Source organism: Luteibacter sp. 9135, assembly GCF_000745005.1.
In the GTDB taxonomy this organism is placed as follows: Bacteria; Pseudomonadota; Gammaproteobacteria; order Xanthomonadales; family Rhodanobacteraceae; genus Luteibacter.
In genome coordinates this window covers 1,533,724-1,558,928 of the sequence record NZ_JQNB01000001.1, presented here as the reverse complement: position 1 = coordinate 1,558,928, position 25,205 = coordinate 1,533,724, and the positions used below count along the sequence as shown (strand labels likewise).

General features: G+C 67.1%; 23 protein-coding genes. 7 read left to right on the top strand and 16 right to left on the bottom strand.

All coding sequences use genetic code 11. The annotated features are described in order from the left end of the window. Positions 1-38 precede the first annotated feature (38 nt). The gene (locus FA89_RS06580) at positions 39-1,481 is read right to left on the bottom strand and encodes a glutamate synthase subunit beta (RefSeq protein WP_036139383.1); all 1,443 of its coding nucleotides are present in this window, start codon (positions 1,479-1,481) and stop codon (positions 39-41) included. Then, positions 1,478-5,929 (bottom strand): glutamate synthase large subunit, encoded by a 4,452-nt coding sequence (gene gltB / locus FA89_RS06575; RefSeq protein WP_036139381.1) that lies wholly within the window; start codon positions 5,927-5,929, stop codon positions 1,478-1,480. Before gltB ends, FA89_RS06580 begins: the two co-directional genes overlap by 4 nt. A gap of 362 nt (positions 5,930-6,291) precedes the next feature. Between gltB and FA89_RS06570 the strand changes: the two genes are divergently transcribed. Further along, positions 6,292-7,464 carry a murein hydrolase activator EnvC family protein gene (locus FA89_RS06570; RefSeq protein ID WP_051938580.1) on the top strand — a complete coding sequence of 391 codons (1,173 nt, stop codon included), beginning with the start codon at positions 6,292-6,294 and terminating at the stop codon, positions 7,462-7,464. A 14-nt stretch (positions 7,465-7,478) separates the two neighbouring features. Further along, positions 7,479-8,846: a S41 family peptidase gene (locus tag FA89_RS06565; RefSeq protein ID WP_036139379.1), complete on the top strand. Its 1,368-nt coding sequence runs from the start codon at positions 7,479-7,481 to the stop codon at positions 8,844-8,846. A 65-nt stretch (positions 8,847-8,911) separates the two neighbouring features. Here FA89_RS06565 and tatC read toward each other — a convergent pair whose 3' ends face one another. From tatC to FA89_RS06545, 4 genes are all read right to left on the bottom strand, one after another. Further along, on the bottom strand, positions 8,912-9,676 hold the full coding sequence (gene tatC, locus FA89_RS06560) for a twin-arginine translocase subunit TatC (protein WP_036139376.1): 765 nt from the start codon (positions 9,674-9,676) through the stop codon (positions 8,912-8,914). Then, entirely contained in the window at positions 9,663-10,121 is a 459-nt protein-coding gene (gene tatB, locus FA89_RS06555; protein WP_036139374.1) for a Sec-independent protein translocase protein TatB, read from the bottom strand. Before tatB ends, tatC begins: the two co-directional genes overlap by 14 nt. 13 nt (positions 10,122-10,134) lie before the next feature. Beyond that, the gene (gene tatA, locus FA89_RS06550; RefSeq protein WP_036139371.1) at positions 10,135-10,380 is read right to left on the bottom strand and encodes a twin-arginine translocase TatA/TatE family subunit; all 246 of its coding nucleotides are present in this window, start codon (positions 10,378-10,380) and stop codon (positions 10,135-10,137) included. Positions 10,381-10,458: 78 nt separating this feature from the next. Then, positions 10,459-11,148: a lipid-binding SYLF domain-containing protein gene (locus FA89_RS06545; protein ID WP_036139369.1), complete on the bottom strand. Its 690-nt coding sequence runs from the start codon at positions 11,146-11,148 to the stop codon at positions 10,459-10,461. Positions 11,149-11,258: 110 nt separating this feature from the next. Between FA89_RS06545 and hemH the strand changes: the two genes are divergently transcribed. Genes hemH through panS form a run of 3 tightly spaced genes read left to right on the top strand, consistent with a single transcriptional unit; the run spans position 11,259 to position 14,147 of the window. After that, complete coding sequence (gene hemH, locus FA89_RS06540) at positions 11,259-12,380, top strand: ferrochelatase (protein ID WP_036139367.1); 1,122 nt, start codon at positions 11,259-11,261, stop codon at positions 12,378-12,380. After that, complete coding sequence (locus tag FA89_RS06535; RefSeq protein ID WP_036139365.1) at positions 12,373-13,209, top strand: alpha/beta fold hydrolase; 837 nt, start codon at positions 12,373-12,375, stop codon at positions 13,207-13,209. Before hemH ends, FA89_RS06535 begins: the two co-directional genes overlap by 8 nt. Next, positions 13,206-14,147 (top strand): ketopantoate/pantoate/pantothenate transporter PanS, encoded by a 942-nt coding sequence (gene panS, locus FA89_RS06530; RefSeq protein WP_441295034.1) that lies wholly within the window; start codon positions 13,206-13,208, stop codon positions 14,145-14,147. Before FA89_RS06535 ends, panS begins: the two co-directional genes overlap by 4 nt. A gap of 13 nt (positions 14,148-14,160) precedes the next feature. Here panS and cyoE read toward each other — a convergent pair whose 3' ends face one another. Genes cyoE through FA89_RS06510 form a run of 4 tightly spaced genes read right to left on the bottom strand, consistent with a single transcriptional unit; the run spans position 14,161 to position 17,520 of the window. Continuing rightward, positions 14,161-15,078: a heme o synthase gene (gene cyoE, locus FA89_RS06525; RefSeq protein WP_036139362.1), complete on the bottom strand. Its 918-nt coding sequence runs from the start codon at positions 15,076-15,078 to the stop codon at positions 14,161-14,163. Beyond that, complete coding sequence (locus tag FA89_RS20455; RefSeq protein WP_036139361.1) at positions 15,075-16,226, bottom strand: COX15/CtaA family protein; 1,152 nt, start codon at positions 16,224-16,226, stop codon at positions 15,075-15,077. The genes cyoE and FA89_RS20455 overlap by 4 nt, the downstream gene beginning before the upstream one ends. Next, on the bottom strand, positions 16,226-16,792 hold the full coding sequence (locus FA89_RS06515; protein ID WP_036139359.1) for a hypothetical protein: 567 nt from the start codon (positions 16,790-16,792) through the stop codon (positions 16,226-16,228). Before FA89_RS06515 ends, FA89_RS20455 begins: the two co-directional genes overlap by 1 nt. Then, the gene (locus FA89_RS06510; protein ID WP_036139357.1) at positions 16,789-17,520 is read right to left on the bottom strand and encodes an SURF1 family protein; all 732 of its coding nucleotides are present in this window, start codon (positions 17,518-17,520) and stop codon (positions 16,789-16,791) included. Before FA89_RS06510 ends, FA89_RS06515 begins: the two co-directional genes overlap by 4 nt. 59 nt (positions 17,521-17,579) lie before the next feature. Between FA89_RS06510 and FA89_RS06505 the strand changes: the two genes are divergently transcribed. Next, entirely contained in the window at positions 17,580-17,798 is a 219-nt protein-coding gene (locus tag FA89_RS06505; RefSeq protein ID WP_036139356.1) for a twin transmembrane helix small protein, read from the top strand. Between the two features lie 54 nt (positions 17,799-17,852). Here FA89_RS06505 and FA89_RS06500 read toward each other — a convergent pair whose 3' ends face one another. Then, positions 17,853-18,137, bottom strand: a complete 285-nt coding sequence (locus tag FA89_RS06500; protein ID WP_036139352.1) for a helix-turn-helix domain-containing protein — start codon at positions 18,135-18,137, stop codon at positions 17,853-17,855. A 277-nt stretch (positions 18,138-18,414) separates the two neighbouring features. Between FA89_RS06500 and ilvA the strand changes: the two genes are divergently transcribed. Further along, positions 18,415-19,995 (top strand): threonine ammonia-lyase, biosynthetic, encoded by a 1,581-nt coding sequence (gene ilvA / locus FA89_RS06495; RefSeq protein WP_051939034.1) that lies wholly within the window; start codon positions 18,415-18,417, stop codon positions 19,993-19,995. 9 nt (positions 19,996-20,004) lie between these two features. Here ilvA and FA89_RS06490 read toward each other — a convergent pair whose 3' ends face one another. The 5 genes from FA89_RS06490 to coxB form a co-directional block, all read right to left on the bottom strand. Further along, the gene (locus FA89_RS06490; protein WP_036139350.1) at positions 20,005-21,489 is read right to left on the bottom strand and encodes a trypsin-like serine peptidase; all 1,485 of its coding nucleotides are present in this window, start codon (positions 21,487-21,489) and stop codon (positions 20,005-20,007) included. A gap of 113 nt (positions 21,490-21,602) precedes the next feature. After that, a complete protein-coding gene (locus FA89_RS06485) occupies positions 21,603-22,496 on the bottom strand; it encodes a cytochrome c oxidase subunit 3 (protein WP_036139347.1) in 894 nt (297 codons plus the stop codon). A gap of 33 nt (positions 22,497-22,529) precedes the next feature. Further along, on the bottom strand, positions 22,530-22,655 hold the full coding sequence (locus FA89_RS20790; protein ID WP_255349634.1) for a hypothetical protein: 126 nt from the start codon (positions 22,653-22,655) through the stop codon (positions 22,530-22,532). A gap of 3 nt (positions 22,656-22,658) precedes the next feature. After that, positions 22,659-24,272, bottom strand: a complete 1,614-nt coding sequence (gene ctaD, locus FA89_RS06480; protein WP_036139344.1) for a cytochrome c oxidase subunit I — start codon at positions 24,270-24,272, stop codon at positions 22,659-22,661. Positions 24,273-24,304: 32 nt separating this feature from the next. After that, complete coding sequence (gene coxB / locus FA89_RS06475; protein ID WP_036139341.1) at positions 24,305-25,204, bottom strand: cytochrome c oxidase subunit II; 900 nt, start codon at positions 25,202-25,204, stop codon at positions 24,305-24,307. Position 25,205 lies beyond the last annotated feature (1 nt).

Below are 25,205 nucleotides of genomic sequence, written 5' to 3'. Positions count from 1 at the left end.
TGACCATGACGCGCGCCCATCGCGCACATCGTGCGCTCCTACACGGCCTGGCGGAGGGGGGCCGTGTGTTTTGCGGTGGCGAGCAGGCGGACGATGGAGGCGGCGGCTTCGCGGCCGTCGTAGACGGCACGGACGACCAGATCGGCGCCGCGCACATTGTCGCCACCGGCGAACACCTGCGGATGGCTGGTCTGCAGCGGCAGGCGACCTTCGCCACCCACCGTGATGCGTCCGCTGTGATCGCGTTCGATGCCGAAGGCGTCGCACCAGTCGGGCGGACTCGGCTGGAATCCGAAGGCCTGGATGACGACGTCGGCCGGCAGGTCGGTTTCGCTGCCTTCGATGTTCTGCGGGCGCGGGCGACCGTCGAGGCCCGCCACCAGTTGGGTTTCGACGACGCGAACGGCGGTGATGCGGCCGTCCTCACCCAGCAGGGCCATGGGCTGGCGCTGGAACAGGAAGCGCACGCCCTCCTCGCGCGAATAGCCGACTTCGCGGCGCGAGCCGGGCATGCTCGGCTCGTCGCGACGGTACACGCAGGTGACCGAGGCGGCGCCGAGGCGGATGGCCGTGCGGTTGCAGTCCATGCCGGTATCGCCACCGCCGAGCACCACGACATGCTTGCCGGCGAGGTCGTACTCGGCGGACGGCTCCTCGTCGCGCAGCAGCCGCTCGGTGTTGCCGATGAGGAAGGGCAAGGCATCGTGCACGCCTGCCAGGTCACGACCTTCCAGTTGGCCGTCCACGTAGGTGTACGCACCGGTGCCGACGAACACGGCGTCGTAATCGGCGAGCAGATCCTCGAACGCGATGTCGCGACCGATCTCCACGCCGAGGTGGAAAGTGACGCCCATGCCCTCGAGCACCATGCGCCGCGTGCGCACGATCGCCTTGTCGAGCTTGAACGGCGGGATGCCGAACGTCAGCAAGCCGCCGATCTCGTGCTGCCGGTCGAACACATCGGCAGCGATGCCCGCGCGACGCAGGCGATCCGCGCAGGACAGCCCGGCCGGACCGGCACCGACGATGGCCACCCGCGCACCGGTGTCCTTCACCCGTGACAGGTCGGGGCGCCAGCCCTGGCGGATGGCTTCATCCGTGGCCCAGCGCTCGACGCTGCCGATGGTGACGGCGCCGAAATCGCCCTGCTCCAGCGTGCATGCGCCCTCGCACAGGCGATCCTGCGGGCATACGCGACCACAGATTTCCGGCAGCGGATTGGTCTCGTGCATCAGCGTGGCCGCTTCGAACAGCCGTCCGTCCTGGACCAGCTTCAGCCAGTTCGGGATGTAGTTGTGCACCGGGCAGGCGTGCTCGCAGTAGGGGTTGCCGCAGTCGATGCAGCGCTCGGACTGGGCGGCGGCTTCCGGCGGGGCAAAATCGCCGGAGATTTCGCCGTACCCCAGCACACGCACGGCGACCGGCACCGTGCGCGGTGTCTGCCGGGGGATCTCGAGGAAACGGAAATCCTTGCTGCTCATGCGGCACTCCGCAGTTCTTCCGCCAGCGCATCGAGGCTGGCGGCCTTGGGTTTGACCAGCCAGAACCGCTGCAGCAGGCCACGGAAATCGCCCAGCACCTGGCGGCCCCAGGCGGAGTCGGTGAGCTCGGCATGCCGGGCGATGAGCTGGCGCAGGTGCTGCATGTAGTGTTCCATGCCCTCGTGCGAGATACGCACGATGTCGACGAGTTCGTGGTTGTAGCAATCGACGAAGTTGCGCTCGATGTCGAGCACGTAGGCGAAGCCGCCGGTCATGCCCGCGCCGAAGTTCAGCCCGGTGCGACCCAGCACCGCCACCACGCCGCCGGTCATGTATTCACAGCAGTGATCGCCCGCACCCTCGACGACGGCCAGCGCGCCGGAATTGCGTACGGCGAAGCGTTCACCGGCCTGGCCCGCGGCGTAAAGCTCACCGCCGGTCGCGCCGTAGAGGCAGGTGTTGCCGATGATCGAGGCATCCTGGCTGGCGAAGGGTGAATCCCCCGGCGGACGGATGACCAGGCGACCGCCCGCCATGCCCTTGCCCACGCCGTCATTGGCCTCGCCGGTGAGGTCGATATGCACGCCGGCGGCATTCCATGCACCGAGGCTCTGCCCGGCGGAGCCGAACAGGTGCAGGTTGACCGGCTTGCCGCTCATGCCCATGTCGCCCCAGCGACGCGCCACGTCACCGGAAAGGCGCGCGCCGATGGCGCGGTCGGTGTTGACGATGGGATAGGTGAAGCTGCCGCCCAGCCCATCCGTGACCGCTTCACGGGTTTCCGCGGCGATGCGGCTGGCGAGGGTGGCCGGATCGCGCATGGGGTTGCGTGCGAAGGTGCAGGCGAAGTCCACCTTCGTACCCAGGCCGTCCTCGCTGATGAGCGGGGCCAGGTCCAGGCGCTCCTGCACGATGGTAACGCCCTCGCGCTGTTCCAGGCGGCCGCTCTGGCCGATCAGCTCGGCCAGCGAACGCACGCCCAGTTGCGCGAGGTGGCGACGGACATCCTCCGCAATGAAGCGGAAGTAGTTCATCACCATCTCGGGCAGGCCGATGAAGTGTTTCTGCCGCAGCACGGGATGCTGCGTGGCCACGCCCGTGGCGCAATTATTGAGATGGCAGATGCGCAGGTACTTGCAACCCAGCGCCACCATCGGGCCGGTGCCGAAGCCGAAGCTTTCCGCACCCAGCAGCGCAGCCTTGATGACGTCGAGGCCGGTCTTCAGGCCACCGTCCGTCTGCAGGCGCACGCGACCGCGCAGGTCGTTCAGGCGCAACGTCTGCTGGGTTTCCGCCAGGCCCAGTTCCCACGGCGTGCCCGCGTACTTGATCGAGGTGAGCGGGCTGGCGCCGGTGCCTCCGTCGTGGCCGGACACGGTGATCAGGTCGGCGCCGGCTTTCACCACGCCCGCGGCCACTGTGCCCACGCCGGCGTGCGAGACGAGCTTGACCGAGATCAGCGCCTTGGGATTCACTTCCTTGAGGTCGTGGATCAGCTGGGCCAGGTCTTCGATGGAATAGATGTCGTGGTGCGGCGGCGGCGAGATCAGGCCGATGCCCGGCTTGGCGTAACGCAGTCGCGCGATGGTGGCGTCGACCTTGTGTCCGGGCAACTGGCCGCCCTCGCCCGGCTTGGCGCCCTGGGCGATCTTGATCTGCAACACCTCGGCGTTGACCAGGTAGCTGGGGGTGACGCCGAAACGACCCGAGGCCACCTGCTTGATCTTCGACGCGCGCTCGGTGCCGTAGCGCGAGGGATCCTCACCGCCTTCGCCCGAGTTGCTGCGCGCACCGAGCCGGTTCATCGCGATGGCGAGCGCCTCGTGTGCTTCCGGCGACAGGGCGCCCAGCGACATGCCCGCGGAGTCGAAGCGGCGGAGGATGTCCTCTACGGGCTCGACCTGGTCCAGCGGGATCGGCGTACCGACGCTCGGCACCAGCAGGTCGCGCAGTGCCGAAGGCGGTCGCGTGTCCACATGGTGCGCGTAGGCTTCGTAGTCGGCGTAGTTGCCCGTGCGCACCGCCACCTGCAGCGTGGCGATCACATCGGGGTTGTACATGTGGAATTCGCCACCGTGCACGTACTTGAACAGGCCGCCGGCACGCAGCGCGTGCGCCTCGTCCCAGGCTTCCGCGGCCAGCAGGCGTTGCTCGCGTTCCAGGTCGTCGAAGGTGGAGCCACCGATACGCGATGGCGTACCCGGGAAACAGGCTGCCACCACTTCCGGCGACAGGCCGACGATCTCGAACAGCTGCGCACCGCGATAGCCCGCCACGGTGGAGATGCCCATCTTCGAGAGGATCTTCAACAGGCCCTTGCGGATACCGCGACGGTAGTTGCGGCCGATCTCGCGCGGCGCGCCCTCGCCGTTGCGGATGTGCCCGCTGCGGCCCATGTCGAACAGGCTCTGGTAGGCCAGCCACGGATAGATGGCCGTGGCACCGAAACCGATCAGGCAGGCGAAGTGGTGGGGATCGCGCGGCGTGGCGGTCTCGACCATGATGTTGCACTGGCAGCGCAGGCCCTTGTCGACCAGCCGCGCATGCACGGCGCCGGTGGCCAGCAGCGCGTGGATGGGCAGGAGGTCGCGACGTGGGTAGCGGTCGCTCAGGAACACGATGCGCACGCCCTTGCGCACGGCGGCTTCCGCCTCGTCGCAGAGGCGGGCCAGCGCCTGCTCGAGGGTTTCGTCGGCGCCGTACATGAGGTCGAAACGCGGCGTGTCCGCGTACTCGGGATTGGCCAGGATCTGTCGCAGCTTGCGCTGCGACAGGATCGGCGAATTGAGCAGGATCTGCCGGGCGTTCTCCGGCCCGAGGTCGAAGATGTTGCGCTCCTGGCCGATCTGCGTGACCAACGACATCACCAGCCGCTCGCGCAGCGGATCGATCGGCGGGTTGGTCACCTGGGCAAAGCCCTGGCGGAAGCGATCGAACAGCGGGCGGATCTGCCGCGACAGCACGGCCATGGGCGTGTCGTCGCCCATCGAACCGGTGGCCTCGGCTTCGGTTTCGGCCAGCACCTTCAGTACCGACTCGCACTCCTCCCGCGACAGGCCGAAGAGCTTCTGGTAGCGGCGCAGTTCGTCCGCCGGCAAGGGCTCGGCGGCCAGGCTGGGATCGATCAGGTCGGATTCGAGATAGGTGACGCCTTCGCGCAGCCAGTCGCGGAACGGGGCACGCCCACGGTTGATCGCATCGATGTCGGCATCGCGCAGCAGGCGATGCTCGCGGAAATCGACGGCGATCATCTCGCCCGGCGCCAGGCGACCCTTGGCGACGATGCGCGCCGACGGGACATCCCACAGGCCGGCTTCGGAGGCCACGATCAGGTGGTTGTCGTCCGAGAGCGCCCAGCGCGCCGGACGCAGGCCGTTGCGGTCCAGCGTGCAGGCGGCATAGCGGCCGTCGCAGATGACCAGGCCGGCCGGGCCGTCCCAGGGCTCGCTATGCAGCGCGTAATACTCGTAGAACGCGGCGAGGTCTTCGTCGATGTCCTCGCGCGCGGCGTAGGCCGGCGGCACCAGCACACGCATGGCGGTGAGCAGGTCCATGCCACCCATCAGCAGCACTTCGAGGGCGTTGTCGAGGCTTTCCGAGTCCGAGCCACTCTGGCGCACCAGCGGACCGATGTCCGACAGGTCAACGTGCTCGGAGCGCATGACGGCCGTGCGTGCCTGCATCCAGCGACGATTGGCGCGGATGGTGTTGATCTCGCCGTTGTGCGCCAGCAGGCGGAAAGGCTGGGCCAGTCGCCACTGCGGCGAGGTGTTGGTCGAGAAGCGCTGGTGGAAGACCACCGCGTCCGCCACCAGAGCCGGATGGGCGAGGTCGGGATACACCTGGCGCAGGCGGCCGGGCGCGGCCATGGCCTTGTAACCGATGACCTCACCGGACAGCGAGACCACGTAGAACTGCCTGTCGTCGGCAAGGCGCAGTTCCGTGCGACGACGCGCCCGGAACAGCGCGGCCTCGAACGCCGCGACGGGCATGTCGCCCGGGGCGTCGACGAATACCTGCCGCACGCGCGGCATGGACGACGCAGCCAGCGGGCCGCAGGCCGCGGTATCGACGGCGACATCGCGCCAGCCGGCGACAGAAAGTTTCACCGCCGCCAGCTCGTCCTCGAGCACCCGGGCCGCGGCATCGTCGCCCTGCGGATCGAGGAACACCACGCCCGCGGCGAAGTGCGTGGCCAGCGTGATGCCCGCTTCTCCAGCGAGCGCGCGCAGCCACTCCACCGGACGCCGGATGAGCACGCCGCAGCCGTCGCCGCTGATGCCGTCGGCATTGACGCCACCGCGGTGGGAAAGACGGGCGAGTGCGTCGAACGCCGTGTCGACCAGCGCGGCGCTGGCGTGACCGTCGATCTGCGCGACGAGACCGAAGCCGCAGCTGTCGTGTTCGAACGCCTCGTCATAGAGGCGCGGAATGCCTTGCTTCACCATCCGCCTCCTGGTGGCTTGGTTTTGCTGGGGTGGCGCATGCGTGGCCCCACGGCCTGGAACGGCCGACTCTTCACGCATGCGCAGAGGACGAGCGACCCACTTTAGTCACATTTGCCGCGGCGCGTCAAAGCGTTCGGACGTCCAAACACGAATGCAACGAAATTCTTACGGGCGCGCCCCGCAGACCACTGGTCGCGAATGGCGCCCGTCAACGCCTGCGCGGGCATACCAGCCTTTCGTGGCCCATGGAGGCAGACGGTACGGCCGACGACCGGCGACGGCGGCGGGATGCGACGGAAGCCGTTCGGGGTGCTCTCGGCACGGACAGGCGGCCCGCCCCCGGGATGGGTAATAATCGCCGGATGCGCCCACGTCCCCGCCTCGCCTTCATCCTTGCCCTCGCCGCTGCCTCCCTCTCGCCCACGCCACCCGCCCTGGCGGCACAGGAGGTGAAGGCGCGGACGCAGCAGGACGAAACCCGGCAGAAGCTGGAAGGTGTCCGCAAGGACATCGACAACCTGACGAAGGAACAGCGCGAGACGGCCAACGCCCGCGACAGCGCCAATGCCGCGCTGGCGAAACAGGCCGAGCAGGTCTCGGCTGCGGCGAAGGCCGTGCGCGCCACCGACGGCGACCTGCAGCAGCGCCAGCACGACCTCGAACAGCTGAACGCGCAGCGCGCCAGCATGGAAGCCGGTCTTTCGAAGCAGAAGGATGCCCTGGGCGACCTGCTGCGCGCCACCTACACGCTGGGCCGTGGTTCCGACCTGCAATTGCTGCTGGGCGACGAGGACGTCAACCGGATATCCCGCGCCCTGGCGTATTCACGTTACTTCCAGGACAACCGGGTCGAGAATATCCACGGGCTGCTGGCGGATCTTTCCCGCCTGCAGGAGGTCGAAGCTGCCATCACGGCCGAACAGCAGAAGCTCGAGGCCACCCGGGCGGAGCGCGAGGCACGCGCCGCCGAACTGGAGAAGCAGCGGACCAGCCAGGCGAAACTGGTGGCCGAGGCGGATTCGAAATACAAGGACCAGGCCCAGCGCATCGCCGCCCTCAAACAGAACGAGCAGGACATGAACGCGCTGGTCGCGCGACTGCAGAAAGTGATCGACGAGGCGGCCAAGGCGGCCGAGCCCGCACCGGCGCCCAAGGGCGCGCCCGCCGCCGCACCGGTGGGCAACCTGCGCGGCAGCCTGCCGTGGCCGACCAACGGGCCGGTGCACGCGTTCGGCAGCGGCGTGATCATCGTCGCGCCGCGCGGCAGCGAGGTAAAAGCGGTGGCACGCGGCCGGGTGGTGTTCGCCAACTTCCTGCGCGGCTACGGCATGATGATCATCGTCAACCACGGCAACGGATTCATGAGCATGTACGGCAACAACGAGACGCTGCTGCACGGCGTGGGTGACATGGTGGAGGCCGGCGAAGCCGTCGGCACGGCTGCCGCGCCCGCCGGTGACAACGGCGCGTACTTCGAGCTGCGCCAGGGCGGCAAGCCCATCGATGCGCGCGGCTGGTTGAGCAAGAAGCATTGATCCCGGAGACACGCATGCGCCAGCACCCCCTTCGTCTCGCCCTCGCACTGGCACTTGCCGGCGCGATGGCGGTTCCTGCCGCTGACGCTCAGCAGGCGAAGCCGACGCCCATCCGGCAGCCCGATGCGCCCGCCGCGTCGTCCACGTCGGCCGCCAAGGTGGCCAGCCAGGCGGACGACACGGTCGACCTGGAAGACATTCGCAATTTCACGCGGGTGTATCACATCGTCCAGCAGGCCTATGTCGAGAAGCTGGACAACAAGACGATCATGAAGGCCGCCATCGGCGGCATGCTGCAGAACCTCGATCCGCACAGCGAATACCTCGACAAGGAAGGCCTGGCCGAACTCGACGAAGACACCACGGGCCAGTACGGTGGCCTGGGCATCGAGGTACTGCAGGTGGACGGCATGCTGAAGATCGTCTCGCCGATCGACGACACGCCCGCCTCGCGCGGCGGCATCAAGGCCGGCGACACCATCCTCAAGGTGGACGGCACGGTCGTCGACAGCCAGAACATCGACGACGCCTTCAAGAAATTACGCGGCGATCCCGGCAGCAAGGTCACCCTGACGATCCTGCACGAGAAATCGGACAAGCCGATCGATGTGCCGCTGGTGCGCGAACGCATCGCGGTCACCAGCGTCAAGCTCCGTCAGCTCGATCCGGGGTATGTCTATATCCGCATCAGCCAGTTCCAGGAAGACACCTCGACCGACCTGGACACGAAGCTGGCGGCATGGATCGCGAAGAACGGCGCACCCAAGGGCGCGGTACTGGACCTGCGCTCCAACCCCGGCGGCCTGCTGACCACGGCCGTGGGCGTGGCCGATACCTTCCTCGACGCAGGCACCATCGTCACGACCAAGGGCCGCCTGCAGGACGCCAACCTGCGCTTCGACGCGCACCCGGGCGACCTGCTGAAGGGCGCACCGATGATCATCCTGGCCGACAACGGCACGGCGTCCGCGGCGGAGATCGTCTCCGGTGCGCTCAAGGACAACCATCGCGCGCTGATCATGGGCCGGCGCACGTTCGGCAAGGGCGTGGTGCAGACCGTGCTGCCGCTGGACGCGGAACACGCGGTGAAGATCACCACGGCGCGGTATTACACGCCCAATGGCACCTCCATCCAGGCCGAGGGGATCAAGCCGGATATCGCGCTGGCCGATCTCGCCGTGACCAAGAGCGAGACATCGCCTCAGCTGATCGGCTCCGAGGCCGACCTGCCCAACCACCTGGTCAACGAAAAAGCCTCGGCCGACGAGAAGAGCACCGCCGATGACGACGGCAAGCTGGCCACCCAGGATTACGCGCTGTCGCAGGCACTGAACGTACTGAAGGGCCTGGCACTGGGTCGCGCGGCCACGCACACCCCGTAGCAGGCCGGCGCGCCGCAGGCCGTGACGCGCACGGGCCGCTGCCGCGCGCGATGCGGCCCCTGGGTTCAGGCGACGGGGTCTGCCGGCGCGGGCTTGAGCAGGAACTTCACGGCAAGCAGCCCGAGTTCGTAGAGGATGCACATGGGCACCGCCAGCATCACCATGGACAGCAGGTCGGGCGGCGTGATGAACGCCGCGATGGCGAACGCGCCGACGATGGCGTAGCCCCGGCCCTTGCTGAGTTTTTCCGCATCCACGATGCCGACCGCGGCCAGGATGACCACCGCCACCGGCACTTCGAAGCACAGACCGAAGGCGAAGAACATCAGCATGACGAAATCGAGGTAATGCGTGATGTCGGTCATCATCGCCACGCCGTCGGGCGTGACCGCATTGAGGAATTTGAACGCCGCCGGCAACACGACGAAATAGGCGAACGCGCAGCCTGAGTAGAACAGCACCAGCGACGCCACCAGCAACGGCCGGGCCAGGCGCTTTTCGTGCCGGTACAGCCCGGGGCTGACGAAGGCCCACAGCTGGTAGAGGATCATCGGCATGCTGATGAACAGCGCGCAGAAGAACGCCAGTTTCAACGGGGTGACGAACGGGCTGGCAACCTCCGTGGCGATCAGGTGCGCGCCCTGCGGCATGCGCTCGACCAGCGGCTTGGCCAGTTCGGCGTAGAGGTGGTTGGCCACGGGCACGAGGGCCAGCAACACCACCAGCAGGACCACGATGGCGCGCAGCAGGCGGGAGCGCAGTTCGATCAGGTGGGAGAACAGGCCTTCTTCGACGACGTCGTCGCTGGGGCCGGAATCAACGGGGCTCATGCGATTCGTTCCGGGGCGGCGTGGATTCGCCGTAGGCCAGGGGGAGCATGTCGCGTGCCGGATCGGGCACGCGGCCCTCGGTGTGGGCTACCGGCGCATCGGCGTAAGCGTCGCGGGCCTGCTCGCCGGCCTGCTCGCCGGCCTGCCGTGCCTCGCCCGCCGCCGCGCGGAAATCCTCGCGGACACTGTTGCCGGCGGCACGGATGTCGTCGCGCACGCTGTCGTGGGTGGCACGGGCGTTCTCGGCCGTCTCGCGCAGGGTGCGCTTGATTTCCTCGGCCTGGATCTCCCGCTCGACTTCGGACTTGACGCTGTCCCAGCCGTTGCGCATACGCCGCAGCAGGGCGCCCGCCGTGCGCGCGGCATGGGGGAGGCGCTCGGGGCCGAGCACGATGAGCGCGACTACCGCGAGCAGCAGCAATTTACCGAAGCTGATCTCGATCATGGCGCCGCCGGGATCACGGAGTGCGGTCGCGCGGCTCGACGGTTTCGCTATGGGTCGGCGGCACGGGGGTGACCGGCGGCGGATCGGCGCGCAGTTTGTCTTCGCGCTCGCGGGCCGCCCGTGCTTCTTCGTCGCCGTCCAGGCCCTTCTTGAAGTCGCGCATGGCGCCGCCCAGGTCCGAGCCGATGTTGCGCAGCTTGCGCGTGCCGAAGATGAGCACGACGACGAGCAGCAGGAGGACGATGTGGGTAATGCTCATGGAAAACCTCTCAGGCCCCGCTCTGGGAGCCGGTGGGACGGCCCGCGCGCCACGCGGCGCAACGGGTTGGGACGACGATCAGCGGTTAGTGTACTCCTCCAGCTTATCCCTGAAATCGACTACTTCACTGGGGACGTTCGTCACGCCGCCTTCGAAAATGCGACGCGGCGTGATGCCGGGGCCGTAGATCTGCTCGTTGGTGTCCTCGTCGATGGCGATGCGGCTGCCATCCAGCGCGACACCGGCGAACAGGCCCTTGGCGCGCGAATAGGTGTAGATCTCGGCCTTCATCTGGCCATCGGTGGCCGCCGTCGCAGAGCGACCGACCGGGCCCGCCGCCGCGGAGGCGTTGGCACCCATCGTGAACTTGCCGTTGATGATGCCGTCGATGCCGCGATCGGTGCGGAAGACGAGGATGACATCGGTGGACTGGATACCGGCCTGGAAGCCGACGCCGGCACCACCCACCGAGATGAAGTTGGGGTTGGACCAGGTACCGTCGTGCGTCTTGATCGAGATCAGGCCTTCGCCCTTGGAACCGGAGAACACGAAGCCGCCCTTGACCATGCCCGGGATGATGGCGATGGCGCGCGCATTCCTGAGCAGGTCGGCCGGCAGCGATTTGTCCGGGGCGTCGTCCATCATTTCGGACAGCACCCGCACGGCCTCGCGCGCCTGTTTGCGCGGCGGATCGGCGGCCTGGACAGCCAGCGACGGCAGCAGGGCGAGCAGGCCCAGGGCGAGCAGGCGAAACGGACGAGATGACATCGGGTGGCTCCTTTCATGACGCGGAATGGCAGCGGGTGCGACAGGGACTACAGGCCTCGGCACCCCGGCATATGGCAGACTGCAACGATCCTCGCGAATGCCGGACACCGATGCCTGGTTCACCAAACTATACCGGCCTTGCCGGCTATTCCCACGACACCGTGCCCCAGGCCGGTGTGCTGCTGGTTAATCTCGGTACACCTGAAGCGCCCACCGCGGCCGCCGTGCGCCCCTACCTGGCCGAATTCCTCGGCGATCCGCGGGTGATCGAGTACCCGCGACTGCTGTGGAAGGCGATCCTGCACGGCGTGATCCTGCGGGTGCGTCCCAAGCGCTCCGCCCACGCCTATTCGCGTGTGTGGACCGCCGAAGGCTCGCCCCTGCGCACGGGCAGCGAGGCACTGGCCGCCGCCCTGCAGGCCGAACTGGGCCGCCGTCGCAGCGGGCCCATCCGCGTGGCGCTGGCCATGCGCTATGGTCGTCCCAGCGTGGCCGCCACCATCGCGCAGTTACAGCGCGAGGGCGTGCGTCGGCTGCTGGTTCTGCCGCTGTATCCGCAGTATTCCGCGACCTCCACGGGCAGCGTCTTCGATGCCGTGGCCGATACGGTCAAGGGCCTGCGCTGGCCGCCGGAACTGCGTCAGGTCAACGATTACCACGACGAGCCGGCCTACATCGCCGCCCTGGCTGCCAGCGTGCGCGAACACTGGCAACGCCACGGGCAGGGCGAGCGCCTGCTGATGAGTTTCCACGGCATTCCCGAACGCTACGTGCGCAATGGCGATCCCTACTTCTGTCAGGCCCATGCCACGGCGCGCCTGCTGCGCGAAGCCCTCGGGCTCACGCCCGAGCAGGCGCCGATGAGCTTCCAGTCGCGTGTGGGACGCGAGCGCTGGCTGCACCCGTACACCGACGAGATGGTGAAGTCGCTGGGCGCCCAGGGCGTGAAGCGGATCGACGCGATCAGCCCGGGCTTCGCCGTGGACTGCCTGGAAACGCTGGAGGAAATCGCCATGCAGAATGCCGATTTCTTCCGCGAGGCGGGTGGCGAGACACTCCACTACATCCCCTGCCTCAACGCGCGCCCCGACCATGTGGGTGCCATCGCGGACCTGGTGCTGCGGCACACGCAGGGCTGGCCGGAGTTCGCCGAGGACTACGACGCGGCGGCCGTGGCCGCGCGCCTGGCCGCCTCGCGCGAACGCGCCCGCAAGGCCCACGCCGATGCGTGAGCTGCGTATCGCCCTTCCCGGAATGGAACTGGGCGGCATGAGCTGGGGCGAGCCGGATGCGGCACCGCTGGTCGCCCTCCATGGCTGGCTCGACAACGCGGCCAGCTTCGCGCGGCTTGGGCCGTTACTCGCGGGTCGTTTCCACGTGATCGCCCTGGACCTTCCCGGCCACGGGCATTCGGATCACCTGCCCGAGAGCGCCACCTATACCCATCACGACTACGCACGCGCGGTGCTGCTGGCGGTCGATGCACTGGCCCTGCCCCGCTTCCACCTGCTCGGCCATTCGCTGGGCGCGGGCGTGGCCACCATGGTCGCCATCGCGGCCCCGGAGCGCGTGCGGGCACTGGCGTTGATCGAAGGCCTGGGGCCCCTGGGCGACGACGGCTCGCGCACCCTGGACCGGTTCCGTGAAGCGATGGCGCCGAGACCCGAAGGCAACCGGCCGCTGCGCGTCTTTCCCGCCATCGACGATGCGACCCGCGCCCGCGCGCTCGCGAGCGGCCTCGATGCCGAACTGGCCCGCCCGATCGTCGAGCGCGGTTTGCGCGAGGTCGATGGCGGCTACAGCTGGCGCAGCGATCCGCGCCTGTCACGGCCCACCGCCATCCGCCTCGCCGAGACGCAGGTCATGTCGCTGCTGCTGGGTCTTGCTGCGCCGACCTCGTTGCTGCTCGCGCGTCCGCATCCGCCCTACCTCGAACCCGAGGCCCTGCAGGTGCGCATCGACTGCGTCGACCAGATCGAGGTGACCCACATGGACGGCGGCCATCACCTGCACCTGGAACACCCCGACGCCGTGGCGACCTGGATGCACGGGATGCCATGACCGGCGGCCATCGCTCCCTGCTCGCGTGGGTCACCCGTCTCTTCCCGCTCTGGGCGATCGTCGTCTCACTGGTCGCCTACCTGCACCCCGGGGTGTTCCTGCCGGCGGGCGCATGGATCGTCCCGCTGCTCATGCTGGTGATGTTCGGCATGGGCGTGACCTTGAGCCTCGACGATTTCAGGCGCGTGCTGCTACGCCCGCTGCCGGTGCTCGCCGGCACCTTCCTGCATTACCTGGTGATGCCGCTGGCCGCCTGGGCACTGACCCGCGCGTTCGCCATGCCGCCGGACCTCGCCGCGGGCATGATCCTCGTGGGCAGTGTTGCCAGTGGCACCGCCTCCAACGTCATCATCTACCTTGCCAAGGGCGACGTCGCACTGTCGGTCACGCTGTCGTCGGTATCGGCACTGGTGGGCGTGGTCGCCACGCCGCTGCTCACGCGGCTGTATGTGGATACGCGGGTAGCACCGGACACATGGGCGATGCTGGTGAGCATCGTGCAGATCGTGGCGCTACCGATCGGACTGGGGCTGCTTGTCCACCACACGCTGCGCGGCGTCGTGCGCCGGATCGAACCGGGCCTGCCCCTGTTCTCGATGACTTGCGTACTGATCCTGATCGGGGCCGTGGTCGCCGCCAGCCAGCCGTCCATCGCCACGGTGGGCGCGATCACCGTCGTCGCCGTGATCCTGCACAACGCCATGGGGCTGCTGGGCGGTTACTGGGGCGGCCGGCTGTTCGGCTTCGACGAATCGACGTGCCGCACCCTGGCTATCGAAGTGGGCATGCAGAACTCCGGACTGGCCGCGACGCTCGGCAAGCTCTATTTTTCGCCCCTGGCCGCACTGCCCGGTGCGTTGTTCTCGGTATGGCACAACCTGTCGGGCTCGATGCTGGCGGGATACTGGTCGGGCAAGCCGACGCGTAAGGTCGGGTGAACCGGCCGGCCCGTCAGACGACGGGCTCGAGGCGGAAACCGGGCTGCACGATCGGATCGACCAGCCAGTGGTCGGCCAGCAGAAACGCGAACAACACCATCAGGTACACGATGGAATAGTTGAACATCTTCATGGCGAACAGTTCATCGGGCGGGTTGAACATGCGCGCGGCGTACCAGAGGAAGCCCAGGCCCAGGATCACCGCGCCGAACAGGTAGATCAGGCCGCTCATGCCGGTGAAGAACGGCAGCATGGTCACGACGAACAGCAGGATCGTGTAGAACAGGATGTGCCAGCGCGTGAACACCACGCCGTGGGTCACCGGCAGCATTGGCACCTGCGCGCGTGAGTAATCGTCGACGCGGAAGATCGCCAGCGCCCAGAAGTGCGGCGGCGTCCACACGAAGATGATCAGCAGCAATTGCAGCGCGAAGGGATGCAACGAGCCCGTGACCGCCGTCCAGCCCAGCATCGGCGGCGCGGCGCCGGCCAGCCCGCCGATCACGATGTTCTGCGGCGTCGCGCGCTTGAGGTAGGCGGTGTACACCACCGCATAGCCGATCAGCGAGAAGAACGTCAGCACTGCCGTCAGCATATTCACCAGGAACACCAGCACCAGCATCGATACGATGCCCAGTGTCATGGCGAAGACGAACACCTGCATCGGGGTGAGCTGGCCGGTCGCGAGCGGGCGGTGCGAGGTGCGCGCCATCAGCTTGTCGATGCGCTGGTCGATCAGGTGGTTGAACGCGGCCGCCGATGCGGACGCCAGCCAGATGCCCAGCGTGCCGAACAACGCCGCATGCCACGTCGGCAGCACGCGGCGGCCGTCGGCATCCACGGCCAGGAACATGCCGATGACGGCGCAGAAGACCAGCATCGCGACGACGCGCGGCTTGGTCAGCTCGAAATATTGCGCGGCTTTGCTCACGGGAACTCCGGGGTGACAGGCAGTCGCTGCGTGCTGGCCAGCGCGGTCAGCAGCGTGAACAGCAGCAGTGCGGCCACGCCATTGTGCGCCGTGGCCACCGGCAACGGCAGGCCCAGGTGCACGTTGCCGATGCCCAGCAGCACCTGGGCTACCAGCACCACCGCCACGGCGATGCCGACCTTGCGCAGGCCGCCACGCGCCAACCGGTGCGACAGCCAGCCCAGGTAGAGGAAGGTGACCAGCGCACCGATGCGGTGCGCCATCTGGATTGCACTGCGCGCGGCCATGTCGAGCACGCCACCCTCGTAGTTCACGCCGATGCCGCGCCACAGGACGAACGCCTGCGGGAAGTCGGTCTGCGGCCACCACTGCCCGAGGCACTGCGGGAAGTCCGTGCCGCAGGCCAGCGCCGCGTAGTTGGAACTGGTCCAGCCACCCAGCGCGATCTGGCAGACCAGCACCGCGATACCGACGGCGACCGGCGTGCGCAGCGCGGCGAAGCGATCGTCCGGTGTGCCGACACGCCACCAGCGCAAGGCAGCCCAGGCCAGCAGCGCGAACGTGGCAAGGCCGCCGAGCAGGTGGCCCATCACCACGATCGGCTTGAGCAGCAGGGTAACCGTCCACATGCCCAGCATGGCCTGGAAGATGATGACCGCCAGCGCCGCTACACCGATGCGCCATGCACCGGGACGCCTCAGCGTGGCCGCGGCGACCAGCGGCAACGCGATGGCCAGCGCGGACAGCAACGAGGACACCATGTAGGCCCCGCGCATGTACATGGCCACGCCGGCGGCGGCGAACACCGCCGAGGCCAGCACGGCGACCACCGCCATGCGCCGGCGCCACGCCGACATTACCGCGATGGCCAGCACCATGAAGCCGAGGCTGCCGGCGAGGAAACGATGCACCTGCTCACGCCATGCCTTGTGCGTCTCGTAGGGCCGATCCGGGAAGGCCTCGTTGGCGCGGGCGATGTCCTGGGCGTGGCCGGGCCAGGTGGCCTTGCCGTAGCACGTCGGCCAATCCGGGCAGGACAAGCCAGCGTTGGACAGGCGCACGAAGGCACCGAACATCACGATGCAGAACGCGAACAAGGCCGCCAGCAGGGCCAGCATGCGCAGGGTTTTCAAGGCGCGGGAGGACATCAGCGGATCACCTTCTGCATGTCCTTGCGCAGCCCGCTCGGGTCGAAGCCCGCGGGATACCAGGACAGGGCGGTGGCATTGGATTCGACCAGCACGGCGGCGACCGTGTCCGGCTCGGTGGGGCGGAAGCTGTCGAAGGCCTTCGCGGCATCGGTGCCGATCGCCCAGTCAGACATGACGCCCTCCGCGCCAGGCGCCATGGGTGGCGTGCCGAGGTAGAGCAGGCGCAGGCGATCGGCGTTGCGGTTCAGCACGATACGGGCGTTGCGCATCAGGGCCAGCGTCTGCAGGCATTGCGCCGCGCACCCCGGGCCGGGCAACGCGACCAGCGTGAGGCGCGGCTCGCTGTCGCGCCAGGCCCACGGTCGCCCGGCGACATCGACATGGACATCGGCGACGCTGCGCTGCGGAACGATCGGGCGTCCGTTGCCCTTGCCTTCCGGCTGCCAGCCGCTGAGCGTAAGGAGTCCGGCCGCGGCGATCGGCGCCAGGAACACCAGCATGATCAGCACGAGCTTGAACCGGCCGGTGCCGGGCGTGCGGGGGGATACGTTCGGATCGGTCATGAAGACGGGGGCCGGTTCGGGCGTCGCTTGCGATGCAGGAGGACGAAGATCACCACCGCCGCGAGGGCGAAGGTGAACCACTGGAAGGCATAGGCGCGGTGGCGGGCCGGCGGCATGAACCCCGGGGTCCAGTCGCGGGTGTAGATGCTGGCCGGATCGGCATCCAGCAGAAGGACGCGAGGATACAGCGCGCGCCCCAGGTCATGGCCGATCTCGGCGAGGTCGACATAGACCATGGTCTTTTCGGCGCCGTGCTGCTCCGGCAGGCGGTCGCCCCCGAGCCTTACCCCGACACCGGGCGTCGGCACATAGAGCCCGCGCAGCGTGGTGGGGCCGGCGGGAAGCGGCGGCAGCCGCGGGTTGCCACCCCCCTCCTTCGGCAGGAAGCCGAGATCGACCAGCAGCCACGGCACGCTGCCCTCGGGAGCGAAGGGCGCGTACACATGCACGCCCACCCGGCCCGCATGGGTCTGGTCGTCCAGCAGGTAATAGTGACCGCGCAGGAAGCTGCCGCTCACCGCATACCGGGGATAACGATCCACCGGCGGCTGTGCGGCGGCGGGACCGAAGGCTTCCACGCCCGCCGAGGCGGATGCGGCGTAGCGCCGCAGCAGTTCGTCCTTCTCGTCGGCGCGGTCCAGCTGCCATATGCCCAGCCGCACGAACGCGAGCACACCCACCAGCGTGAGTGCGACAGCGAACCACGTCGGGCGGCGCAGGAAAGTCATGCAAGACGCCCCGTGGCCACCGCTATACTCGAATTGTCGATAGGGCGCGGAGCCTTCACGTGGAAACCATCTACAAATATGCGCTGGTGATCCTGCTGCTCGTGGTGTTGTTCAACCTCGGGCAGGCCCTGTTCTTCATGATGACCGACAAGGGCCAGAGCAAGCGCACCGTATGGGCGCTCACCCGCCGGATCGGACTTTCGTTGCTGCTCATCGCCATGGTGGCGCTGGGCATCTTCATGGGGTGGCTGCACCCCCACGGGGTCGGTCAATTCTAGCGCGCGTGGCCGGGGGGCCAAGGCGCGGTGCGGCAATCGGTGCCGCAAGGACGATCAGGCCAGGGCGGCCAGGACGTTGTGGGGGTCCTTGCCGATGGCGCGCAACAGCGCCCGGGCCGGGCCGGTAGGCGCACGCCGCCCCTGCTCCCAGTTACGCAGCGTACCCACGTCGACATCCAGCAGCAGCGCGAACTTCGCCTGGGACAGACCCGTGGTTTCGCGCAGCTGCCGGATGGAGGCCGGATCGACGTGGAACACGCGCGACGCCTTCCGCTTGCCACGGAGGATGCCGTCCATTTCCTGGACGCTTTCCAGCAAGTCTTCATAGAAGGTGTTCACGGCAAAGCTCCCTGACGCGATGATCGAATCGTGCGTCAATGACGTACATGCGTCAATGACGAATACCCAAGGCTCCCGAGCGTGTTGGTTGACAGGTCGGCAACTGCGCGCGAGGATCGAGCCATGAACCGCGCCGTGGCCCTCATTACGCTGATTAGCATCGCCATCCCCTGATGGTGGGTTGAATCACGCGCGCAAGGTGACCGACAACCCGCCCTACCGAGGCGGGTTTTTCATGACCGCCTCCGGAAAAACGCATCGTCCGGAGATGTACCGCATGTCCCTACTAGCAACACGCCAGGCCAGCCAGGACGAACCGCTTCGCGATGCCTCGGATTACCTCCGCCTGGTCCTCACCGCGCGCGTCTATGACGTGGCTCGGCGGACGGAGCTGCAGCACGCCACGGTGCTGTCCGAGCAACTGGGACACGACATCCTGCTCAAGCGCGAGGACACACAACCGGTGTCGTCGTTCAAGCTGCGTGGCGCCTATAACCGGATCAGCCGGCTCTCTCCCGAGGTGCTGGCCCGCGGCATCATCACCGCGTCCGCGGGCAATCATGCCCAGGGCGTGGCCTGGTCGGCGGCGAAGCTGGGCATTCCTGCTGTCATCGTCGTGCCTGAGACGGCGCCGCAGGTGAAGGTGGCCGCCACGCGCCGCTTTGGCGGCCCCACCGTGCAGGTCATCAAGGCCGGCGACTCTTATAGCGACGCCTACGGCCATGCCGTGCGGCTTCAAAGCGAACGCGGCATGACCTTCATACCCGCGTTCGACGATGCCGATGTCATCGCCGGGCAGGGCACGGTGGCGATGGAAATCCTGAGTGAGCACCAGGGACCCATCGACGCGATCTTCGTGCCGATCGGGGGCGGCAGTCTCGCCGCCGGCATCGCCACCTATGTAAAAGCCCTGCGACCCGACATCCGCGTCGTCGGGGTACAGACGCAGGATTCCTGTGCCATGGCGCGCTCGATCGACGCCGGCCACCGGCTCGAGCTATCCGACGTCGGGCTGTTCTCGGACGGCACGGCCGTGAAACTGGTGGGTGAGGAAACCTTCCGCTTGTGCAAGGCCTACCTGGACGAGGTGATCCTGGTCGACACGGACGAGGTGTGCCGCGCCATCAAGGACATCTACCAGGACACACGGCGTTTCGTGGAACCCGCGGGTGCCCTCGCGGTCGCCGGCGCGCGTCGTTACGCGGCGCGACATGTGGCCGATGCACATCCTGCAAAGCTGACGCTGGTGGCCATCGTGTCCGGGGCCAACCTCAATATCGACCGGATACGATTCATCGCCGAGCGTGCAGCGGTGGGTGAATCGCGCGAGGCGCTGTTCGCGGTGAGCATCCCCGAGGAACGCGGCAGCTTCCTGCACTTCTGCGAACTGGTCGGCAACCGTAACGTCACCGAATTCAACTACCGGATGGACAGCCACGACCGTGCACGGATCTTCGTGGGCGTGGAGATCGATGAGCCCGCCGAAGAAGCGGCGCTGGCCGCGGTGTTCGAAGCGGCAGGATTCGCCGTGGTCGGCCTGGGTAACGATGAACTTTCCACGCAGCATATCCGCCACATGGTGGGTGGCCGATCCGCTGCAGCGCACGACGAACGCCTGTTTCGCTTCGCCTTCCCCGAACGCCCCGGCGCCTTGATGCGTTTTTTGCGCTCCATGTCGCCCAGCTGGAACATCAGCCTTTTCCACTACCGGAACCAGGGCGCCGACTACAGTTCGACCCTGGTCGGCATTCAAGCGGGCGCCGGGGACGATCGGGAACTGACGTGCTTCCTCGATCGCCTCGGCTACCCGTACCGGGAAGAGACGGACAATCCGGCCTACCGTCTCTTCCTGCGTTAGACCACCGGATCAGTCGGCCGCGGGTGGCAGCAGGTGCAGGGTACCCACCGGCGACACGTTGCCCGCTTCGTCGGAGCCCTTCACACAGACACGGAGGGGACCCTTGGACTTGGGCAGGCTGAGGAACAGCGACGGCAGTTCGCGATAGTTGCCTTCGTCGTTACAGTCCGTGGCATGGAGCCGGCCAACCTTGACGATGGGCGGCGACACGTACGGGCTGTGGATCTTGACGATCCAGGCGGCGTCGCTCTCGTTGTGAACGGAGGGCCGTGGCGTGGCGGTCGGCGCGGTGTCGTCGATCACGCGCAACATCACACTCGCGCGCTCCGGCGACTGCCAGTCGTTGTCGATATCGAGCTGGCCCAGGACACACATGGCGTAGACGCCTTCCGCCGGTCCGACCGGAAGCCGGTCCATCGGCTGCTCGCGCGCGAGCGCCGGGGCACTGTACCCGTCGAGGCTGGCGCAGTCCGTGGTGGACGCATCGCCGTGTTTATAGCGAATCCAGCGCGTGTCGTCGCTGACCACGATACCCCAGCGGGCGGGCGAGACCTCGCCTTCTTCCACGACCTCGCTGCGCGTGTACTGGCCGATGGTGCGTTGCAGGGCCACGCCGCTGCCAGTGTCCAGCCACTGCGGGTTCCAGTCGCCGCTGGCAAGCAAGGCATGGCGCAGGGGGGCCACAAGGCTCAGATAGCTGGCTCCCACACGCGAGAACGGCTGCCTGCCGGTCAATTCGCATGGACGGTCGAAACCGCAACCGTCGAAGCGCGGGTCGACCATCGTACCGAGTACACCCACGATCTGCGAGGTGCCACGGCGCAGCACCGGCGAACCGGACGAGCCGCCCGCGACGCCCGTGCAGTCGGTAGCCGATTCACGAAGGAAGAAGCGCTCACCCTCGAACAGCCGTACCGGCTCGCTGGCCTCGCAGGTGGACAGGCGCAGGAACCGTTCGTCGAGCGGTACGTCGTTGGCGGGAATCTGCGGCAGATCCACCGGGAGCGTGCCGATGATGCCGGGCGCGGACGGAACCAGTGGGGTGATGCCCGTGGCGGCCAGGTCGCCATAGGACACCGACAGGCGAAGTACCGCGATATCCATGCCCTTCGTCGTGGCGTACAGGATGCGCTCGACGCCGACGGGCCGGTGCACGGCCTGCGCGTCCTGGAAATATGCAGGGGTGAAGCGGTAACCGGACGGGGCGGCTTCGTCGACCAGCACCTGGTTGGGGACGAGCTCCCGCCCGAGCACGCAGTGACCCGCCGTGAGCAGCAAGGCTGGACGGCTGCCGTAGGGAGACTCGGACCCGGCGACGATGGCGCCGGTGCAGGTGCCGCCGTCGGGCGCATCGATCAGGCCGACGGCGCGAAAACGCGCGTCGCTGGCCGAGGACAGCAGGGGCGCTTCGGCAGCGGCTACGCCCGAAGCCAAGCCGAGCGAAAGCAGGATCAGGGACCAGCGCGACAGGCGCGCGGTGACGTTCCGTGTCATGGGTACTCTCCGTGGGCTGAGGGCGGCCTTCGTCATGAAGGCGCACGGAGAGTTTAGAGCGAGGTTTACGCCAAGGCCGTCAGGGCAGCGCCGACAAACGTGTCAGCGCTTTCTTAGAGCACGTAGACGAAGAGAAAGAGCGCCAGCCAGACCACGTCGACGAAATGCCAGTACCAGGCCACGGCTTCGAAGCCGAAGTGGTCGTCCTTGCTGAAGTGACCCTTGGCGCAGCGCAACCAGATGATCGCCAGCATGATCGTGCCCAGCGTCACGTGCATGCCGTGGAAGCCGGTGAGCATGAAGAACGTGGCGCCGTAGACACCGCTGCCCAGCGTGAGGTTGAAGTGCTCGTACGCTTCCGCGTACTCGTGCGCCTGGAACCACAGGAACAGGCAGCCCAGCAGCACGGTGGCGCCCAGCCCGATCAGCAGCGGCTTGCGATGACCGGCCTTCAGCGCGTGGTGCGCGATGGTGATGGTGACGCCCGATGACAGCAGGATCAGCGTGTTGAGCAGCGGCAGACCCCAGGCGGCGATGGTCTGGAACGAACCACCGATCTTCTGCGGACCGCCACCGCCGTTGGCGCCCCACGATGCCTCGTAACCCTGCCAGACGAACTGGTGGGTGAGCACGCCATGGCCTTCGCCGCCCAGCCAGGGCACCGAGAAGATGCGCGCGTAGAACAGGGCGCCGAAGAACGCGCCGAAGAACATCACTTCGGAGAAGATGAACCACATCATGCCCATGCGGAACGAGCGATCCACCTGGCTGTTGTAGTTGCCTGCCAGCGACTCGCGGATCACCGAGCGGAACCAGCCGAAGAACATGCCCAGGATCATCACGATGCCGATCAAGAACAGCGGCTTGCCGAACGTGCTGCCCTCACCGGGTTGCGCATTCAGCCAGTGCGCGGCACCGAACACCGTCACGAACATGGACACCGCGGCCACGATCGGCCAGTAGCTCTTGCTCGGTACGAAGTAGACGTCTTGTTGCTGGTGACCCATGGTGGTTTCCCGTGGATGTCGCGTGTTAGCCGATCAGACCCGGAGCATCTGTACGATCGAAAGGAGGAAGACCGCGATCGCGAAGCCGCCCGCGATCAGGGCCGTCCTGCGGGCGCGCCGGCGGCGCGCCTCCATGGCGATGTCCGTGACGCCCTGCATCGATCAGTGTTCCGTGTTGCCGTGGGCCAGTTCATCGTCGTGGATGACCGGCGGCACGTCGAAGGTATGGAACGGCGCCGGCGACGGCACGGTCCACTCCAGGCCCCGGGCCCCTTCCCACGAGCGGTCGGCCGCGCGCTTCTTCGAGAAGAACACGCAGTGCACCACGACGCCCAGGAAGATCAGCTGCGAGGCGCCGAACCAGAAGCCGCCGATCGAGCTGATCATGTTGAAGTTGGCGAAGGCCACGTTGTAATCGGGAATGCGGCGCGGCATGCCGGCCAGGCCGAGGAAATGCTGCGGGAAGAACAGCACGTTGACCGAGATGACGCTGGACCAGAAGTGGATCTTGCCCCAGGTCTCGCTGTACATGTTGCCCGACCACTTGGGCATCCAGTAGTACGCGGCGGCCATGATCGAGAACGCGGCGCCGGTCACCAGCACGTAGTGGAAGTGGGCCACGACGAAATAGGTGTCGTGGTACTGGAAGTCCGCCGGCGCCAGGGCCAGCATCAGGCCGGAGAAACCGCCGATGGTGAACAGGATGACGAACGCGATGGCGAACAGCATCGGCGTCTCGAAGGTCATCGAGCCGCCCCACATCGTCGACACCCAGTTGAAGACCTTCACCCCCGTGGGCACCGCGATGAGCATCGTGGCGTACATGAAGAAGATCTCCGCGCCCATCGGCAGGCCCACGGCGAACATGTGGTGCGCCCAGACGATGAACGAGAGGAAGGCGATGGAGGCGATGGCAAACACCATGGCGCGGTAGCCGAAGATCGGCTTTCGGGCGAAGGTGGGGATGATCTCGGAGATGATCCCGAACGCCGGCAGGATCATGATGTAGACCTCGGGATGCCCGAAGAACCAGAAAATGTGCTGGAACAGCACCGGGTCGCCGCCGCCGGCGGCATTGAAGAAGTTGGTATGGAAGTACTTGTCGGTCAGCAGCATGGTGACCGCGCCGGCCAGCACCGGCATCACCGCGATCAGCAGAAACGCCGTGATCAGCCAGCTCCACACGAACACCGGCATCTTCAGCAGGTCCATGCCGGGTGCGCGCATGTTGAGGATGGTGGCGATGATGTTGATCGCACCCATGATCGAGCTGATGCCCATCAGGTGGATGGCGAAGATGGTGTACGCGATGGACTCGCCCTGCAGCGACAGCGGCGGGTACATGGTCCAGCCGCCGGCAGGGCCGCCGCCCGGCATGAACAGGGTGGACAGCAGCAGGATGAACGCGAACGGCATGATCCAGAACGAGAGGTTGTTCATGCGCGGCAGGGCCATGTCCGGCGCGCCCACCATCAGCGGGATCATCCAGTTGGCCAGACCGACGAACGACGGCATGATCGCGCCGAAGATCATCACCAGCGCGTGCATGGTCGTCATTTCATTGAAGAAATACGGCTGCACCAGCTGCATGCCCGGCTTGAACAGCTCCGCGCGGATGACCATCGCGAAGGCGCCGCCGATGAAGAACATCGTCAGCGAGAAGATCAGGTACAGCGTACCGATGTCCTTGTGGTTGGTGGACATCACCCATCGCTGGAAGAACCCCTTCGGGGCCCCGTGGTGATCGTGGTGGTCGTGGGTGGCTGCGTGGGCCATAACCTTGAACCTCTACCGAATGCTTGAGCGGGTTAACCCTGGGGGACCGGGGCGGGGGCGTTCTGGGCGGTCGCGGCGGCCTTGCGGACCCGTGCCTCGTCTTCCTGTGTCGCCAGCCACTGTTCGAATTCCGCCTTGGGCACGGCCTTGACCACGATCGGCATGAAGCCGTGGTCCTGGCCGCACAGTTCGGCGCACTGGCCGCGGTACACACCCGGCTCCTTGATGTTGGTCCAGGCGGCGTTGGCGATGCCCGGAATGGCGTCCATCTTCCAGCCCAGCGCCGGCACCCACCAGGAGTGGATGACGTCGCCGCCGACGATGATGAAGCGGATCTTGGTGTGCACGGGGACCACCAGCGGCTTGTCCACGTCGAGCAGGTAGGTCTGGTAGCCGTCGACCTGGATCTTGCCCGGGTCGAGGTTGGAACGAAGCTGGCGGGTACGGTCCGAGGTTTCTTCCAGCTTGGACATGAAGCCGACCTTGTCCACCCCTTTGCCCTTGTAGTCGACGTAGTCGTAGCGCCACTTCCACTGGTAACCGGTGACCTTGATGGTCATCTCGGCGCCGGTGGTGTCGGCGAACGAGGTCAGGCCCCCCGTGGCCAGGTTGGCCAGGAAGACCAAGATGATGACGGGGATGACCGTCCAGACGATCTCCAGCCGGGTGCTGTGCGACCACTTCTCGGCCACGGCACCGCGCGACTTGCGGAAGCGGAACATCGCCACGAACATCGCGCCGAAGACGATGATGCCGATGACCACGCAGACCCACAGGGCCACCATGTGCATGGCATAGGGCGACCACTCGCTGACCCCCTTGGTCATGTTGAGCTGGTTCGGTTCCGGGTTGGCCCATGCCGCCCCGCCGAACAGGGCGAGGGCACTAGCCACGCACGCCGCCTTCCATCGTCCGATGCCGCCAGATGTCATT

Excerpts from the sequence above, each read along its gene's own strand:
- FA89_RS06580 (WP_036139383.1), bottom strand. The coding sequence starts at position 1,481 with ATGAGCAGCAAGGATTTCCGTTTCCTCGAGATCCCCCGGCAGACACCG.
- gltB (WP_036139381.1), bottom strand. The coding sequence starts at position 5,929 with ATGGTGAAGCAAGGCATTCCGCGCCTCTATGACGAGGCGTTCGAACAC.
- FA89_RS06570 (WP_051938580.1), top strand. The coding sequence starts at position 6,292 with ATGCGCCCACGTCCCCGCCTCGCCTTCATCCTTGCCCTCGCCGCTGCC.
- FA89_RS06565 (WP_036139379.1), top strand. The coding sequence starts at position 7,479 with ATGCGCCAGCACCCCCTTCGTCTCGCCCTCGCACTGGCACTTGCCGGC.
- tatC (WP_036139376.1), bottom strand. The coding sequence starts at position 9,676 with ATGAGCCCCGTTGATTCCGGCCCCAGCGACGACGTCGTCGAAGAAGGC.
- tatB (WP_036139374.1), bottom strand. The coding sequence starts at position 10,121 with ATGATCGAGATCAGCTTCGGTAAATTGCTGCTGCTCGCGGTAGTCGCG.
- tatA (WP_036139371.1), bottom strand. The coding sequence starts at position 10,380 with ATGAGCATTACCCACATCGTCCTCCTGCTGCTCGTCGTCGTGCTCATC.
- FA89_RS06545 (WP_036139369.1), bottom strand. The coding sequence starts at position 11,148 with ATGTCATCTCGTCCGTTTCGCCTGCTCGCCCTGGGCCTGCTCGCCCTG.
- hemH (WP_036139367.1), top strand. The coding sequence starts at position 11,259 with ATGCCTGGTTCACCAAACTATACCGGCCTTGCCGGCTATTCCCACGAC.
- FA89_RS06535 (WP_036139365.1), top strand. The coding sequence starts at position 12,373 with ATGCGTGAGCTGCGTATCGCCCTTCCCGGAATGGAACTGGGCGGCATG.
- panS (WP_441295034.1), top strand. The coding sequence starts at position 13,206 with ATGACCGGCGGCCATCGCTCCCTGCTCGCGTGGGTCACCCGTCTCTTC.
- FA89_RS20455 (WP_036139361.1), bottom strand. The coding sequence starts at position 16,226 with ATGTCCTCCCGCGCCTTGAAAACCCTGCGCATGCTGGCCCTGCTGGCG.
- FA89_RS06515 (WP_036139359.1), bottom strand. The coding sequence starts at position 16,792 with ATGACCGATCCGAACGTATCCCCCCGCACGCCCGGCACCGGCCGGTTC.
- FA89_RS06510 (WP_036139357.1), bottom strand. The coding sequence starts at position 17,520 with ATGACTTTCCTGCGCCGCCCGACGTGGTTCGCTGTCGCACTCACGCTG.
- ilvA (WP_051939034.1), top strand. The coding sequence starts at position 18,415 with ATGTCCCTACTAGCAACACGCCAGGCCAGCCAGGACGAACCGCTTCGC.
- FA89_RS06490 (WP_036139350.1), bottom strand. The coding sequence starts at position 21,489 with ATGACACGGAACGTCACCGCGCGCCTGTCGCGCTGGTCCCTGATCCTG.
- FA89_RS06485 (WP_036139347.1), bottom strand. The coding sequence starts at position 22,496 with ATGGGTCACCAGCAACAAGACGTCTACTTCGTACCGAGCAAGAGCTAC.
- FA89_RS20790 (WP_255349634.1), bottom strand. The coding sequence starts at position 22,655 with ATGCAGGGCGTCACGGACATCGCCATGGAGGCGCGCCGCCGGCGCGCC.
- ctaD (WP_036139344.1), bottom strand. The coding sequence starts at position 24,272 with ATGGCCCACGCAGCCACCCACGACCACCACGATCACCACGGGGCCCCG.
- coxB (WP_036139341.1), bottom strand. The coding sequence starts at position 25,204 with ATGACATCTGGCGGCATCGGACGATGGAAGGCGGCGTGCGTGGCTAGT.